Below are 15,193 nucleotides of genomic sequence, written 5' to 3'. Positions count from 1 at the left end.
ATGACAATATACCCGCTGATGCCGTACAAAAAGTTGATTCTCAACGATAACCCGGAAGGATTACAGTATCTGTTTCAATCTGGTTGCTTACACGAAGCGCCCTGTCTCTGATCCTTACCTTAAACTTAAAAGTGATTGGCACCGTAGAATTGGTATAAGGGTTACCACCGGTATTCAAATCCAGCTTTCCTTTGATAGGGCCCGGTTTTCCGTCTGGTTTAAGAATAGGCATCCATTTCTCCTGGTCTAACGCCAGAATGGATTCCGACCAGGTACCGTCAATATTTTTTCTGGCAGTTACAAGTTCATAATTACCCCATGAACCATACGGTGCCTTAAAGTCTGGGTTCGAGATTTCTGCCGGTGAGGCCCCCAAATCTCCATCGCCATCCTCAAAATCAATGGTAATGATCACGGTTTCCTTTCGCTGACCAGTGCTCTCATCCGTTTCAGTGTAGTGATCAACCCCATTATAATAAATTTTAGGGGTATTGTCATAATCAGGAATATCCACGCAGCTTGCCAGCACCACAGCACTTATAAAAAATAAGCAGATATTTAACTTCATTTCTTGCAAAAATTAATATTAAACAATTTATGGACTAATAGATTTACGATGCAATACCTGCGCAATTATATTTTAAAATTTGCTATCGCGCATTCCGCAACCAGCCAACCGGTTTACTAAATAACGACTTTGCTTCGCATTGTGCCTTTGCCGGTTTACCTTTGTCATATTCTTACGAAAGTAACAGTATTGGAAATACCAAACAACAAAATATACTCCGAACAACGGACAACCCTAAGGCAGAGAATCCTCCAAATTGAACACGAGGATTTTAATCCGCTTGCTTTGGATATCTTCCGCTTTCAGGCGAAGTACAACGCTGTTTACCGTGAATTTCTGTTGTATCTGAATACCGGCATTGACAAGGTCAGGCGGCTGACTGAAATCCCTTTTCTCCCTATACAGCTTTTCAAACAACATACCATCAGGACCGGCCAGCCGCCTGTTTCACAGGTCATTTTTGAAAGCAGCGGAACTACGGGCTCCAACACCAGTCGTCATCATCTGCATGATGCTGCCCTTTATGAAGCTATTTCCGTCCGCATTTTTGAAGCGCATTATGGCCCGCTCAAAAACTTCCATATCCTTGCGCTGCTGCCTTCGTACCTTGAACGAAACAATTCATCGCTGGTGTATATGATGGATCATTTTATTAAGGAAAGTGGCTCGGAATATTCTGGTTTTTACCTCCATGATACCCAGGAATTACTGACCCGCCTCCGGTATCTCAAAGACCACCCCGATGGCAAACAAATCCTCCTGCTGGGTGTAACTTTTGCATTACTGGATCTTGCTGAAAACAGAGATCGTCTTGAATTTCTAAAAGGACTCCCGCAGCTCACGGTAATGGACACCGGTGGCATGAAGGGCCGCAGACGCGAAATGCTAAGAGAGGAAGTTCATGACTTACTTACGTCCGCTTTTGGAGTATCAAAAATTCATTCGGAATATGGGATGACGGAATTATTATCCCAGGGATACTCTTCAGGCGACGGATTGTTTGTGCCTGGTAAAACCATGAGGGTTTTACTGCGGGATATCAACGATCCTTTCTCTGTACATGACCAAAATATCTCCTCCAACAAAACTGGTGGCATTAACGTGATTGATCTGGCCAACCTGGATACCTGCTCCTTTGTCGAAACCCAGGACCTGGGAAGATACGGAAACGATGCAAATTCGTTTTACGTGATGGGCCGGTTCGACAACTCCGATATCCGGGGCTGTAACCTGATGATTTTGTAACCATTTCCCATCTCCGGGCTTGTTATTCCTGCATTCAAAACCCTTCTAAAATTAATTCCATTTTAATGCTATAATCAATTGATTATCAAAATCATATCGTCTTGTTCACTATATAGAACCTTTCTAACAATCCGCAGAAAGGAATATTTCCTAAATTAGACCGTTCTATTCAAATTGTATTTATTTTATTTAAATTAATACAATTATATCATTAACCTACCGTAAGCACATTAAGATGAAAAGACGTGATGCACTTGGCCGTGTGGCGCTTTTGATGGGGGGCACCCTGTCTGCACCTACCATGATCGCCTTTCTGGAAGGCTGTAAATCTGCCGATGAGTCTGCTTCTGCCCTTTCTTTCCCATTCACAGCTGAGCGAAAAAGTCTGGTATCGGAAGTAGCGGAAATCATAATACCCAAAACGGATACGCCCGGGGCAAAAGATGCTAAGGTGGGCGATTTTATTGAAAAGATGCTGAAAGATTGTTACGCGGCAAAAGATCAGGATGGTTTCAACCAGGGCCTGAAAGAGCTTGAAAAGAAGGATTTTATGAAAGTAAGTCCGGATGAGCAGACGAAAATCCTGAAAGAAATGGAGGCATCCGCTAAGGAAGAGATAGCCAAAGCAGCAGACGAAAAGAAAAAGTACACCGAAGCCGGAAAGGAATATTCAGAAGCGCACGTTCCTTTCTTCCGCCTCATGAAAGAACTTACCTTGCTGGGATACTTCACGTCCGAGGCAGGAGCCACGCAAGCACTTGATTATGTTCCGGTTCCCGGGCGCTATGACGGTTGTATTGATTACAAACCCGGGCAGAAAGCATGGGCGATGTAAGCCATCAGACGAGATGCAGCAGTGGTATGAATTCTAACCTGAAAATTATTCACAATGAACTTAAATATTAAAGCAGCTAAACCAACCACCTTTGATGCAATCGTGGTTGGTTCCGGGATCAGTGGCGGATGGGCAGCCAAAGAACTGACCGAAAAGGGATTAAAAGTACTGATGCTGGAACGAGGCCGAGACATTAAACATATTGTGGACTACAAAACGGCCACGTTAGCACCTTGGGAATTTGAGCACCGGGGAAGAGTGACCACAATGGCCAAGGAACAATACTGGGCGGGTATGCGAACTGGCTATACAGCCAATGAGGAACACCGGTACCTGTTTGAAAACGACAAAGAGAATCCCTACGAAGAAACCCGCGGCTTTGACTGGATCAGAGCCTATCACGTGGGAGGCCGGTCTCTTTTATGGGGACGCCAGAGCTATCGCCTGAACCCGAGAGATTTTGAGGCCAATGCCCAGGACGGAATCGGTGTGGACTGGCCGGTGCGTTATAATGATATTGCACCCTGGTACGACTATGTCGAAAAATTTGCAGGTATCAGCGGATCCCGGGAGGGACTGGATGTTTTACCCGACGGCCATTTTCTGCCCCCCATGCAGATGAACTGCGTTGAAAAACATGTTAAAGCCGAAGTGGAAAAGAAGTTTGCAGGCCGCCATATTATTATGGGCCGTGCCGCTCATCTAACGCAGCCGCAGGCATTCCATACCGAACTCGGCCGGGCCGCATGCCAGTTCCGTAACATGTGTATGCGGGGATGTCCTTACGGAGCTTATTTCAGTACCCAGTCGTCAACACTCCCGGCCGCACAGAAAACCGGAAACCTTACTTTGATACCTGACACCATTGTATCGGAAGTGATCTATGACGACAAGCTTGGAAAAGTAACAGGCGTGAGAACCATCAACCAGAATACGTTGGAAGTCAAAGAGTATTTCGCAAGAATTATTTTCATGAATGCTTCGGCCATTGCCTCTGCTTCCATTTTGATGAACTCAAAATCCAAACGCTTCCCCAACGGCCTGGGTAACGACAGTGACCAGCTTGGGCGTAACATCATGGATCACCATCTGGCCGTGGGTGCCAGAGCCGAGGTACCAGGGTTTGAGGATAAGTATTATTTCGGGCGCCGCGCCAACGGAATTTACGTTCCTAGGTACCGTAACTGGGGTTCTGACAAGCGTGATTACATCCGTGGTTTTGGTTACCAGGGAGGTGCAAGCCGGGAGAGCTGGGGACGTGGTGTGGGAAAAGATGGCTTCGGAGCGGACTTTAAAACGGAAATATCACAACCAGGAGGATGGACTATGAACCTGCAGGGATTTGGTGAAATGATCCCGGATGAAAAAAACAGGTTTACCTTCCATCCTACCAAGAAAGATAAATGGGGGTTACCCATCGTTGTTTTTGACGCGGCTTATGGCGACAACGAGAAAAAAATGCGTAAGGATATGATGAACGATGCCGTGGAAATGCTCGAAGCCTCCGGATTCAAAAACGTTTCGCCCTACAACGACGAAACCAAACACCCGGGAATAGGCATACACGAAATGGGTACCGCCCGCATGGGTAACGACCCGAAAACATCGGTCCTCAACAAAAACAATCAGGTCTGGGGTGCTGAAAATGTGTTTGTTACGGACGGTGCCTTCATGACATCCGCATCCTGTGTAAATCCTTCACTTACTTACATGGCCTTCACTGCCCGCGCCGCAGACTTTGCCGTGAAAGAGCTAAAAAAAATGAATTTATAGTGATAAAATCATTTTCTTAACATGCATGAAAGCCTCGCAGGGTAAATCCGGCGGGGTTTTTTCTTTTCACAAAATAGTACATTTTAAAAGTATGACTGTACTTGATAATATAATCCGCCCACGCCACCTCAAACATTGAAGCTTTTGAAAGATCTACCTGCAATTCCCCAACGGGTTATTTCCGTTGATGCCTACCGTGGCTTCGTTATGTTACTGATGATGGGAGAAGTCCTCCGTTTCGGAGCGGTATCCAAAGCGCTGCCCGAAAGTTCCTTCTGGGCTTTGCTGGACTGGCATCAAAGTCATGTTGACTGGGTTGGCTGCTCACTTCATGATCTTATTCAGCCCTCGTTTTCGTTTCTTGTAGGCGTTGCCCTCCCCTATTCAGTGGCAAGCCGGGCCACCAAACAGCAAAGCAGGCAAATGATGTGGTTTCACACCATCAGAAGATCGCTGATCCTGATTTTGCTGGGTATCTTTCTGAGATCCATGCACAGCACGCAAACCAATTTTACTTTTGAAGACACGCTTACCCAAATAGGGCTGGGATACCCTTTTCTGTTTGCCCTGGGCTTTGCCGGAAAAAGAACACAATGGATTGCACTGTCTGTTATATTAATAGGCTATTGGCTGTTTTTTGCGCTTTATCCGCTGCCAGGCTTGTATTTCGACTGGACAGAAACCGGTGTCACGGCAGACTGGCCACACCACCTCAAAGGATTTGCCGCGCACTGGAACAAAAACACAAATGCTGCCTGGGCGTTTGACCGGTGGTTTATGAATATTTTCCCAAGAGAAAACGTATTTCGGTTTAATGGAGGGGGATACAGTACCTTGAGTTTTATACCCACCCTGGGCACCATGATACTGGGACTCATCGCCGGTCAATGGCTCAGAAGTACCCCCAGTTCCGGTTGGTTTATCAAAAGAGTGATGATCACCTCTGCCATTCTTTTCGTCACTGCCCTGGCTTTGGATATTCTGGGAATAAACCCGATCGTCAAGAGAATATGGACTCCGGCCTGGACATTGTTCAGTGGCGGCTGGTGCTTTCTGTTTCTGGGTATATTTTATTTTTTAGTGGATGTCAAACAGAATCAGAAATGGTTTTACCCGCTTGTTGTGATCGGCACCAATTCAATCGCAGCATACATCATTGCACATACCATCGATAGCTTCATTGACCAATCGTTCCGTATCAACATCAGTCCGCAGTACGATACCATTTTTGGCTTACCCTACCGCACCCTGGTCAGTGGTACCGTAATCCTTCTTGTAGAATGGCTCATTCTACGGTGGATGTATACCAAAAAACTTTTCATCCGGATTTAAGGCAGAACGAACAGGAGGTATCTGGTTTTGATAGGGAATCTCAAAATGGCATTATATTTGATTCAACTTAAATATAATGCCATCATGACATTTCTTAAATCCGTACACCACATAGCCATTATCTGTTCAGACTATCAAAAATCCAAACAGTTTTATACTGAAATACTTGGGTTTTCCATTGATCGAGAGGTTTTCCGGGAAGCACGCCGATCCTATAAACTGGATCTTTCCCTGAACGGCGACTACTGCATCGAACTGTTTTCCTTTCCTGAACCACCCGCCAGGTCTTCTCGTCCTGAAGCCTGCGGGCTGCGCCATATCGCCTTTAAAGTGGATGATATTACACTGGCCATTGACGCTCTGCATAACAAAGGAATTGTTGCCGAACCCGTGCGCACAGATGAGTTTACCGGCAAAAAATTCACTTTCTTCTCTGATCCCGATAATCTGCCCATAGAGCTTTATGAAGTTTAAAAGCAGCCTGTAATACCATAACCTTAGGAAACCTCATTCGGGATTACGGCACCGACTCTAATTTGTAGCTGTTCCTTTAAATAATGGGTGACCACCCGGTGGTATTCTGCGTCTATTGGGAAAGCTTTGATCACACACACTAAAACAGCTTATCATGAAAAAGTATTTGGCAGAATTCATCGGTACCTTTTGGCTGGTACTGGGCGGTTGCGGCAGTGCGGTTCTTGCAGCTGGATTCCCCGGCGTTGGAATCGGACTACTGGGGGTTTCTCTGGCTTTTGGATTAACCGTGGTAACCATTGCTTATTCTCTGGGCCATATCTCCGGGGCACATTTAAATCCTGCGGTGTCAGTCGGTTTGTGGGTAGGTGGGCGTTTTTCCGCTCAGGAACTGATACCTTACATCATCTCTCAGATTTTGGGGGCAATCACCGGAGCACTGGTACTCTCCATCATTGCAACCGGCAATGGCAGCATACTGGGTGATTTTGCGGCTAACGGATATGGCGACCACTCCCCCGGCAAGTATAATATGGAAGCCGCTTTGTTAACCGAATTTGTTATGACTTTCGTTTTCCTGCTGGTCATTCTTGGTTCAACCGACAAAAAAGCGTCACCGGGTTTTGCAGGCCTGGCCATTGGCCTGGCGCTTACCCTTATTCATCTGGTCAGTATTCCGGTAACAAACACCTCAGTAAACCCGGCCCGTAGTATCAGCCAGGCACTGTTCGTAGGTGGATGGGCTATTTCCCAGCTTTGGGTTTTTGTAGTTGCCCCTGTTGCAGGTGCGGCAGTAGCCGGCATCGTTTATAAAGTGTTTTCAACACAGGATTGATCAGGCGGAAACCTTCATTTTCCAGACTCTGCCGGATCTGTCTTCCTGTTTGGACAGGATTTCACAAAATTCAGTAATCCTGTCCAAATGTTCCTTTAATACCCTTCCTGTTTCCGTGTCAAATTCAAGACGGTTGTATACAGACCGGTAAGAATTGAGCACCGCTTCTTCCTTTCTTTTCAGAAATCCCGCTACCTGCTCTTGCCCGTTCAGACTGTCAAAGTCGTTCAGTACCAGTGAATTTTCGGAATCCGTTTCATTTGCGCCGAGATCCTGATCCGTCAGAAAACATTTGAAGTAATCATAAATCCAGCCTATCTCCCGCTGAAAAAGCACCGCACTGAAATGCCCCTGCGACAACATTCGTCTTAACGGCCCCATACCGTCCTTTTTCAATGCTTTCAAATACAACAGTTCCCTGATCTTCTGCTCCTTCCAGAGCGAGCTGATCTTCGCGGTAAAATCTCCTGCTTTTTCTTCTTCCGTTGCCATTTCCGTCTCCTGTTTATTTTCCGCTCTAAGTATAAAAATTGTGCCCGAAAGATTACAAAATCACTGATTATGTAACCACTCTTTGTATATTGATATAAAACCCATTTCTGTTGCTAAAAAAATATTTCAACTTTCAACACAGACAACTTTCACCTGACTTCCTGTGGCAAAAATGCCATACAGCTGGGGAACTGGGAATGAATGGGATGTATACCAAATCACACACCCTTTTACGTTATATTTTTTAACTAACCCGAAAGACTCTAACTTTGCCATTTATTACCCGCCGTGATATAGACCGGCAGGTTACTTTATAACCTGAGCATTATGCGTAAATACCAGTATATCTTTTTATCATTCGCCCTGCTTCTTTTTAATTCCTGTAAAAAACCAGCCCCAACCAAACAGATTGTCAGCAGTGGCACCCCCGCGCTTGTTGAAATCGGTGGGCAGAAATTTTCACCCGCCGAGTTCAAAGATTCCTACGAAAAAAACAAGTTTGCCTCAGATTCCAGCCAGGCCCTCACCCCCGCTGAGTACCTGGTGTTGTATACAGACCAAAAGCTGAAAGTGCTGAATGCAAAGTCAGAAGGAAGGGATACCGTCACCGACTTCAGAGAGGAGATAAAGTCCTATCACGAACAGTTGGCAAAGAACTTTCTGGTAGATAAGGCAATGGTTGAAAAGCTGGCTATTGAAGCATACAACAGGTTAAAACAGGAAGTCAAAGCATCCCATATCCTGATCGCCGTACCGGAGGATGCCTCCCCTTCGGATACCCTGGAAGCCTACAATGCAGCCGTTACACTTCGAGGAAGATTGGAAGAAGGTGCGGACTTTGAAGAAATGGCTTCCCGCTTTTCCAAAGACAAAACCGCAAAAAGCAACAGAGGTAACCTTGGATATTTCACGGCGTTTCAAATGTTATACCCTTTTGAAAACGCTGCATATAACCTTCCGACCGGCAAAATCTCTCAGCCAGTCAGAACAAGGCACGGCTATCATCTCATCAAGGTAACTGATAAGAGGGCGAATCGCGGACTGGTGCAGATTGCACACATTATGATCGCATCGGATACCGCTGATTCTCCATCAAAAAAAGACCTGGCAAGAACCAAAATCCTGGAAGCCTACCAAAAAATCCAGAATGGCGACACCTGGGAAAGTGTGGTTTCGGCATATTCGGATGACACACAATCCAAGCGTAACCAGGGTATACTACCCATTTTTGGCATAGGCCAGATGGTACCCGAAATCGAGGAAGCTGCATTTTCCTTGCCAAAGGTGAATGCTTATTCCAAACCCCTGAAAACCATCTATGGCTGGCATATTATAAAACTCATTGAAAAAAGAGGCCTCGAGACTTATCAGAATATGGCCGGATCACTTCGTCAGAAAGTGGTTACCGATTCACGAGGGAAAGTGCTGGAACAGGCCCATGCAAAACGACTGACCGATCAACTCAAACCCATCGAATATCCTGAGCAATGGAACAAATTACTGCCCCTTGCCGACAGTACCCTGCTGACCGGCAAATGGGATTACATGAAGCCGGTTTCTACCGACTGGGCCGGAATTAATTTGTTTTCTATCAACAGCAAGCCTTACGATGCCCTGGCGTTTCTGAATGATGTAAAACGCAGGCAACAGCCCAGACCGAAAGGGTCTTCACCGACCGTTGTTTTCAAAAGATATTATAATGAATACCTTACTGACCGTCTGAAGGCTTATGAAAAAGAGCATCTTGAAGAAACAAGTCCTGAATTCAAAACATTGATGAATGAAATCAGAGAAGGAGTGCTGCTCTCGCAGGTTATGGAAGAAAAAGTATGGCAGCGTTCTCTATCCGACTCCTCCGGACAGATGGCGCAATATCAGAAAAACCCATCGAAATACCGGTTTCCCGAGCGTGCCCTGGCAACTGTCATAGCTGCTCCAGATACGCAGACGTTGAACGCCATCCAAAAAACACTTGCACAGGCCCCCTATAAACTGGAAAGGAAATCAGCAGAGCTTTTGTTTCCTGAGGGAAAAGCAGATATTACACCAGAACACAACGAGGCTCTTTTTGATTTGAACATAATCATGGACAAGAATCCCGATTACCTTGTTGAAGTAGCAGGATACCGCTCTGCCCAGGAACCGGAAACGACGTCTTCGGCGAGAATCAGAAATGTGATCAAATACCTGATTACGAAGAACATACCTTTGGAAAGGATCATTGAAAAGGATTACGGCTCTTTCAGGCCATCCGGTGAAGCCCAACGCAACAGAAGGATAAGCTTTCAGTTTTTCAGCCAGTCTAAAAAAGATGTAGAGAAAGTTTATAATTCTTTCAATCCCGGAACCGTTACCATCCAGGATGGCTATTTTTCTCAGAGCAACCCTCTCCTGAAAGGGGCTAAATGGGAACCCGGAGTGCAAATTCTCAAAGACGAAAATGCTGCGTTGAGATCCATAGAAATACAGAAAATAGAGCCCGCACGTAACAAAAAGTTTAGTGAGGCGCGTGGGAGTGTGATTAATGATTACCAGAAAGAGCTTGAAAAGCAATGGCTCTCAAAACTGAAAGAACAATTTCCTGTTAAAGTGAATCAGGAAGAATTAGAAAAAATAAAGCCATAACCGTACTTTAGCATTTTGGTTGGCGGCTTGCAACACCGGCTACTGATCAGGAGTAAAGATATCAATAGGGAACTATCAGAAAAAAAATGAACATAAATAAGTCAATTGCGTTTAACCTGCTGGCCGTTTTAGTGTTAGGCTTAAGCCTTTACAGTAATGGGCAGGGGCAGAAAGGAGTAAGTCTGGACAAGATAATTGCCCGGGTGGACAACCACTATATTCTCAATTCCGAGCTGGAGGAAATGTACAATTCCTATGTTTCTCAGGGCCAACGCGCACCCGAAAAATGCCAGTTGCTAGAGTCGCTGATCATCAACAAAATGCTGCTGGCCAAAGCTGAAATTGACTCAGTACTGGTGGAAGACAAAGACGTTGATGCGGAACTTGATGCCAAAATGGGATACATGATCCAGCGGTTTGGTTCGGAAAAAAACATTGTTGAAGCCTATGGCAAAAGTGTTGACAATCTTAAAGCAGAACTTCGTCAGCAGGTAAAGGATCAGAAGATCGTTGAAAAAATGCAGCACACCATCTCTGAGAGTGAAAAAATCACCCCCAAAGAGGTAGCCAGATTTTTTAACGGAATCCCCAAGGATAGTTTACCGTATATCCCTTCTGAGGTAGAAATAGGCCATATCGTAAGACTGGGTACTGTAACCAGAGAACAGAAAGAAAAACTCAGGCAACAGTTGCAGGACCTGAAAGCGCGCGCTGAAAAGGGTGAAGATTTTATGATGCTTGCACAGATATATTCAGAAGACCTTGGCTCTGCCAAAAACGGCGGTGATCTCGGCTTTGCCAAACGGGGTGCCATGGTGCCCGAATTTGAAGGTGCCGCTCTGGCTCTGAAACCTGGGGAAATGTCAGGTATTGTCGAATCACAATTTGGCTTTCACCTGATCAAACTCATTGAAACCCGTGGGGCTGAATACCATGCACGCCACATCCTGCTTCGTCCGGACTATAATAAAGGTACCGACATGACTAGCGCCCTCCGGACACTGGACAGCCTGAGAGCACTCATTCAAAGCGACACACTGAGTTTCGCCAAAGCAGCGCTGGACAATTCCGAGGATAAAGAAACCGCTGAAACTGGCGGGCTTATACAGGATAGAAGCACCGGCGTGGGCAGGCTAACCCTGGATGCTTCAATGGATCCGGCTCTTTATTTCGCCATAGATACCATGAAAGTGGGGCAAATCAGCAAACCGATTTCGTACCGTACCGAAGACGGAAGAAGCGCCATGCGCATTCTGTGGTATAAGAGTAAATCAGAACCCCATACTGCCAACCTCAAAGACGACTACGAAAAACTTGCTCAGATCGTATTAAGTAATAAAAGGAATAATGCACTTGAAGAATGGTTCAAAAAAGCGCAGGGAGATGTTTTCATCAGTATTGAACCTGAATATAAAAATTGTAAGGTGCTGGGACTCGTCAAGGATGACGACTTATAATAACCAGATTACTTCGCTGAGAATAAGTAACGTACATTGATAACCATCTGAAATTGTGAATTATTCATCGGACGTAGAAGCTGCCGGAGCTATGAAAATAGCCTATGATAAAATCCGCAGTGAAATTGGGCAAGTGATTGTGGGACAGGATGAAGTTGTAAAAAGTTTACTGACTGCCATATTTTGTCAGGGACATTGCTTGCTTGTAGGCGTTCCGGGACTTGCCAAAACACTGCTCATTCAGACGATTGCTTCTTCTCTCGATCTTAAATTCAACAGGATTCAATTCACGCCTGACCTCATGCCTTCCGATATCCTGGGATCTGAAACACTGGACCAGAACCGGAATTTTAAGTTTATCAGAGGGCCGGTTTTTGCCAATATTATCCTGGCCGACGAAATTAACCGTACTCCGCCCAAAACGCAGTCGGCATTGCTGGAAGCCATGCAGGAGTATTCTGTTACCATATCAGGTTCCAAACATTTGCTGGAAAAACCATTTTTTGTTCTGGCCACTCAAAACCCGATCGAGCAGGAAGGTACCTACCCACTTCCTGAAGCACAGCTTGATCGTTTTATGTTTATGATCCAGCTCGATTATCCCTCCTATCAGGAAGAAGTCACGATCGTAAGAAGTACGACAAGCGACCGGAGATACCAGGTAAGGGAAATCATTAGTGCCCAGGAAATTATGGATTTTCAGAATCTGGTACGCCGGGTTCCGGTGACGGATCACGTGATCGAATATGCCGTAAAACTGGTACACAAAACCAGGCCATCTTCTGAACTGGCGATAAAAGAAACCAATGATTATCTGGAATGGGGAGCAGGGCCCCGAGCCTCTCAGTCGCTGATACTCGCCGCGAAATGTAATGCTTTGCTTTCAGGAAAGTATTCACCGGATATTGAAGATGTAAAGGCAGTGGCCTTACCCGTTCTTCGCCACAGGATTATCAGAAATTTCAAAGCAGAAGCAGAAGGCATTTCAGTTGATCAGTTGATCAGACGACTGCTCTGACAGGACATCATAAACTTAACAGGTGTGAAGAATTTGTGTCGTTCCGGCACAAATTCTTTTAGTTATAAACCCATTTATATCTTAGTTTATCCTTCGCCTGTTATTTTCGAACCGGGTATCAGATATTAACCAAAAACTGCAAAAGTATGTCAACAGTCATTCAGGGTAAAAATTATATCGGTTATTCACTTTCGGCTGAAAATCCATATACCTTTAAAGCTTATGTACCCGTCGATGATGCATATTTAAAAGATGATTTCCACGCGGCCTCGCCGGGTGAAGTAATGCGTACCATGGAACTGGCGCAAAAGGCTTTCCTGGAATATGCATACATCCCCCCTCCTCAAAGAGCAAATTTCCTAATGGCCATTACCGAAGAAATACTGGCCCTGGGTGATGAATTACTGGAACGTGCCAGCCTGGAAACCGGGCTGCCTGCCGTGCGCCTGGCGGGAGAAAGGGCACGCACAATTACCCAACTTACCCAGTTTGCTGATCTCCTCCGGGAAGGCTCCTGGGTGGAAGCGAGCATAGACACCCCTATCCCCGACCGTCTTCCCGCGCCAAAACCGGATCTTCGGAAAATGCTGGTGCCTATCGGGCCGGTTGTTGTTTTCGGGTCCAGTAATTTTCCTTTTGCCTATTCGGTCGCCGGTGTGGACACCGGCCCTGCCCTGGCAGCCGGAAATCCGCTCATTGTAAAGGCACATGCCGCACACCCCGGCGTAAGTGATCTTACGGCTCAGGCTGTGGTTAAAGCGGCAAAAAGAACAGGTATGCCCGATGGCGTTTTTTCTATGTTATATGACGATGGATTTGAAGTGGGAGCAAGCCTCGTAAAACACCCCTATACCAAAGCGGTGGGCTTTACGGGCTCCTTCAAAGGCGGGATGGCACTTTACAAAATGGCACAGGAACGCGAGGAACCCATTCCCGTGTTTGCCGAAATGGGAAGTGTTAATCCAATAATTATATTGCCGGAGTACTTAAAATCGAATGCTGAAAATCTGGCCCATACGCTTGCGGCGTCTGTCACGCTGGGGGCTGGACAGTTCTGCACCAATCCGGGCCTGGTGTTTGTTACCAATTCGGATGGACTTGAAACTTTTGAGAAAACTTATAGTGAAGAAATACTCAAAACAGAGTCCGCTACGATGCTGACGGCTGGTATCTGCAGGAATTTTTATCATTTGAGAGACGATATTCTCCAACAATCTGGTGTAACGGAACTAGCCCTTTCCGGTCGGACTTCTGAAAGCAAAACCCAGTCTCAGGCGTCGGTGGCAAAGGTATCCGGGAGAGAATTCATCGAAAACCCCAAACTTCAGGAAGAGGTTTTCGGGCCTTTTTCACTGCTGGTGGTTTGCGATGATGCAGCAGAGTTATCCCTCGCCATATCTCAACTTAAAGGCCAGCTGACAACTTCCGTCATGGGTGAATCGGAAGAAATCCGCAGGCATACCGCTTTGTTTCAAAATTTATCCCGGATTTCGGGCAGGGTAATCATCCGTGGTGTACCAACGGGCGTTGAGGTTTGTCCTTCCATGCACCATGGCGGCCCGTTTCCTGCTTCCAGTGATGCAAAGTTTACATCTGTCGGAAGGCATTCTATTCTCCGGTTTGTACGTCCGCAATCCTACCAGGGCTGGGACAACGATCTGTTACCCGATGAACTTAAAAATGAAAATCCGCTAGGCATCATGCGCCTGGTAAACAATAAGGAAACCAGAGATACCATTCAACCGTAAAAAACAGGGATGGGCCTTAAATCTCAAGCCTGGACAGACTCGTTGAAAATAGCAGCCGGGTATCCTACTTCCACCAGAAAAAGCCCTTCGGCGGGAGCCTGGGGACCGGCGGCTTTTCGGTCTCTGGCCTGAAGTACCTCTTTAAAACCCTCTACGGTTCTCTTGCCTCTGCCCACTTCCAGAAGTGTACCTACTATTGCCCGCACCATCCCGCGTAAAAACCGGTTGGCCTGTATCTTAAAAATCAGTTTATCGTTCAGAATAGTCCATTCGGCAGTACTGACCGTGCATCTGAAATGATTGACTTCGGTATGAATCTTGCTAAAACTTTCAAAGTCATGGAGCCCCAGCAAAAAACCAGCTGCTGCATTCATGCTGACTACGTCAAGGTCGCCTCTTAAAAGGTATGCTTCGTTGATGAGAAAAGGATTTTTATTCTTTATTATACGGTACTCGTATCGTCGGTGTGTCGCTGCAAACCTGGAATTCAGCTCTTTATTTACAGCTCTGATGCTTTTTACCGCAATGTCCCTGGGTATCATCCCGTTAATACTATGGACAAGTAAATCCGGTGCTACGATGGGCAGCTCAGTATCAAAATGTGCAAATTGCTGTTCCGCATGCACACCCGCGTCTGTACGACTGCTTCCGGTAATTTCAACCGGCTGGCGCAAAACTTTGCCAAACGCATCCTCCAGAATTTCCTGGATACCCAGTGAGTTCTTCTGTTTTTGCCAGCCGTTGTAAGCCGTACCCTTATAACTGAATTCAATAAAATAACGCATCCGGCA

13 protein-coding genes are annotated in these 15,193 nt (G+C 46.0%); 10 read left to right on the top strand and 3 right to left on the bottom strand.

Features of this window, described 5'->3' with window-relative positions; translation table 11 throughout:
• Positions 1-40: 40 nt before the first annotated feature.
• Positions 41-568 (bottom strand): hypothetical protein, encoded by a 528-nt coding sequence (locus KOE27_RS05355; protein WP_215237795.1) that lies wholly within the window; start codon positions 566-568, stop codon positions 41-43.
• Positions 569-757: 189 nt separating this feature from the next.
• Here KOE27_RS05355 and KOE27_RS05350 point away from each other — a divergent pair, with 189 nt between their 5' ends.
• The 6 genes from KOE27_RS05350 to aqpZ all read left to right on the top strand — a co-directional run bounded on the left by KOE27_RS05350 (position 758) and on the right by aqpZ (position 7,062).
• Entirely contained in the window at positions 758-1,813 is a 1,056-nt protein-coding gene (locus KOE27_RS05350; RefSeq protein WP_215237794.1) for an acyl transferase, read from the top strand.
• A 235-nt stretch (positions 1,814-2,048) separates the two neighbouring features.
• The gene (locus KOE27_RS05345; protein ID WP_215237793.1) at positions 2,049-2,648 is read left to right on the top strand and encodes a gluconate 2-dehydrogenase subunit 3 family protein; all 600 of its coding nucleotides are present in this window, start codon (positions 2,049-2,051) and stop codon (positions 2,646-2,648) included.
• Positions 2,649-2,702: 54 nt separating this feature from the next.
• On the top strand, positions 2,703-4,421 hold the full coding sequence (locus tag KOE27_RS05340) for a GMC oxidoreductase (RefSeq protein ID WP_215237792.1): 1,719 nt from the start codon (positions 2,703-2,705) through the stop codon (positions 4,419-4,421).
• A 144-nt stretch (positions 4,422-4,565) separates the two neighbouring features.
• A complete protein-coding gene (locus KOE27_RS05335; RefSeq protein ID WP_255573693.1) occupies positions 4,566-5,753 on the top strand; it encodes an acyltransferase family protein in 1,188 nt (395 codons plus the stop codon).
• Between the two features lie 84 nt (positions 5,754-5,837).
• Positions 5,838-6,227 carry an SMU1112c/YaeR family gloxylase I-like metalloprotein gene (gene gloA2, locus KOE27_RS05330; protein ID WP_215237791.1) on the top strand — a complete coding sequence of 130 codons (390 nt, stop codon included), beginning with the start codon at positions 5,838-5,840 and terminating at the stop codon, positions 6,225-6,227.
• A gap of 154 nt (positions 6,228-6,381) precedes the next feature.
• Complete coding sequence (gene aqpZ / locus KOE27_RS05325; RefSeq protein ID WP_215237790.1) at positions 6,382-7,062, top strand: aquaporin Z; 681 nt, start codon at positions 6,382-6,384, stop codon at positions 7,060-7,062.
• Here aqpZ and KOE27_RS05320 read toward each other — a convergent pair whose 3' ends face one another.
• Positions 7,063-7,554 (bottom strand): hypothetical protein, encoded by a 492-nt coding sequence (locus KOE27_RS05320; protein WP_215237789.1) that lies wholly within the window; start codon positions 7,552-7,554, stop codon positions 7,063-7,065.
• 327 nt (positions 7,555-7,881) lie between these two features.
• Between KOE27_RS05320 and KOE27_RS05315 the strand changes: the two genes are divergently transcribed.
• The 4 genes from KOE27_RS05315 (at position 7,882) to KOE27_RS05300 (ending at position 14,402) form a co-directional block, all read left to right on the top strand.
• The gene (locus KOE27_RS05315; protein WP_215237788.1) at positions 7,882-10,179 is read left to right on the top strand and encodes a peptidylprolyl isomerase; all 2,298 of its coding nucleotides are present in this window, start codon (positions 7,882-7,884) and stop codon (positions 10,177-10,179) included.
• A gap of 86 nt (positions 10,180-10,265) precedes the next feature.
• Positions 10,266-11,636 (top strand): peptidylprolyl isomerase, encoded by a 1,371-nt coding sequence (locus tag KOE27_RS05310; RefSeq protein ID WP_215237787.1) that lies wholly within the window; start codon positions 10,266-10,268, stop codon positions 11,634-11,636.
• Between the two features lie 55 nt (positions 11,637-11,691).
• The gene (locus tag KOE27_RS05305) at positions 11,692-12,654 is read left to right on the top strand and encodes an AAA family ATPase (RefSeq protein WP_215237786.1); all 963 of its coding nucleotides are present in this window, start codon (positions 11,692-11,694) and stop codon (positions 12,652-12,654) included.
• Between the two features lie 146 nt (positions 12,655-12,800).
• A complete protein-coding gene (locus tag KOE27_RS05300; protein WP_215237785.1) occupies positions 12,801-14,402 on the top strand; it encodes an aldehyde dehydrogenase (NADP(+)) in 1,602 nt (533 codons plus the stop codon).
• A 23-nt stretch (positions 14,403-14,425) separates the two neighbouring features.
• On the opposite strand, the gene truA is transcribed toward KOE27_RS05300, so the two are convergent.
• The gene (gene truA, locus KOE27_RS05295) at positions 14,426-15,187 is read right to left on the bottom strand and encodes a tRNA pseudouridine(38-40) synthase TruA (RefSeq protein WP_215237784.1); all 762 of its coding nucleotides are present in this window, start codon (positions 15,185-15,187) and stop codon (positions 14,426-14,428) included.
• Between the last annotated feature and the right edge of the window lie 6 nt (positions 15,188-15,193).

The sequence above is a fragment of the Dyadobacter sp. CECT 9275 genome, from assembly GCF_907164905.1.
Lineage (GTDB): Bacteria > Bacteroidota > Bacteroidia > Cytophagales > Spirosomataceae > Dyadobacter > Dyadobacter helix.
This window is presented reverse-complemented; position numbering and strand designations above follow the sequence as displayed.

Bases quoted from the DNA above. Each gene is read 5' to 3' on its own strand.
- KOE27_RS05300 (WP_215237785.1), top strand. From the start codon at position 12,801: ATGTCAACAGTCATTCAGGGTAAAAATTATATCGGTTATTCACTTTCG.
- KOE27_RS05320 (WP_215237789.1), bottom strand. From the start codon at position 7,554: ATGGCAACGGAAGAAGAAAAAGCAGGAGATTTTACCGCGAAGATCAGC.
- aqpZ (WP_215237790.1), top strand. From the start codon at position 6,382: ATGAAAAAGTATTTGGCAGAATTCATCGGTACCTTTTGGCTGGTACTG.
- KOE27_RS05345 (WP_215237793.1), top strand. From the start codon at position 2,049: ATGAAAAGACGTGATGCACTTGGCCGTGTGGCGCTTTTGATGGGGGGC.
- KOE27_RS05310 (WP_215237787.1), top strand. From the start codon at position 10,266: ATGAACATAAATAAGTCAATTGCGTTTAACCTGCTGGCCGTTTTAGTG.
- gloA2 (WP_215237791.1), top strand. From the start codon at position 5,838: ATGACATTTCTTAAATCCGTACACCACATAGCCATTATCTGTTCAGAC.
- KOE27_RS05340 (WP_215237792.1), top strand. From the start codon at position 2,703: ATGAACTTAAATATTAAAGCAGCTAAACCAACCACCTTTGATGCAATC.
- KOE27_RS05355 (WP_215237795.1), bottom strand. From the start codon at position 568: ATGAAGTTAAATATCTGCTTATTTTTTATAAGTGCTGTGGTGCTGGCA.
- truA (WP_215237784.1), bottom strand. From the start codon at position 15,187: ATGCGTTATTTTATTGAATTCAGTTATAAGGGTACGGCTTACAACGGC.
- KOE27_RS05315 (WP_215237788.1), top strand. From the start codon at position 7,882: ATGCGTAAATACCAGTATATCTTTTTATCATTCGCCCTGCTTCTTTTT.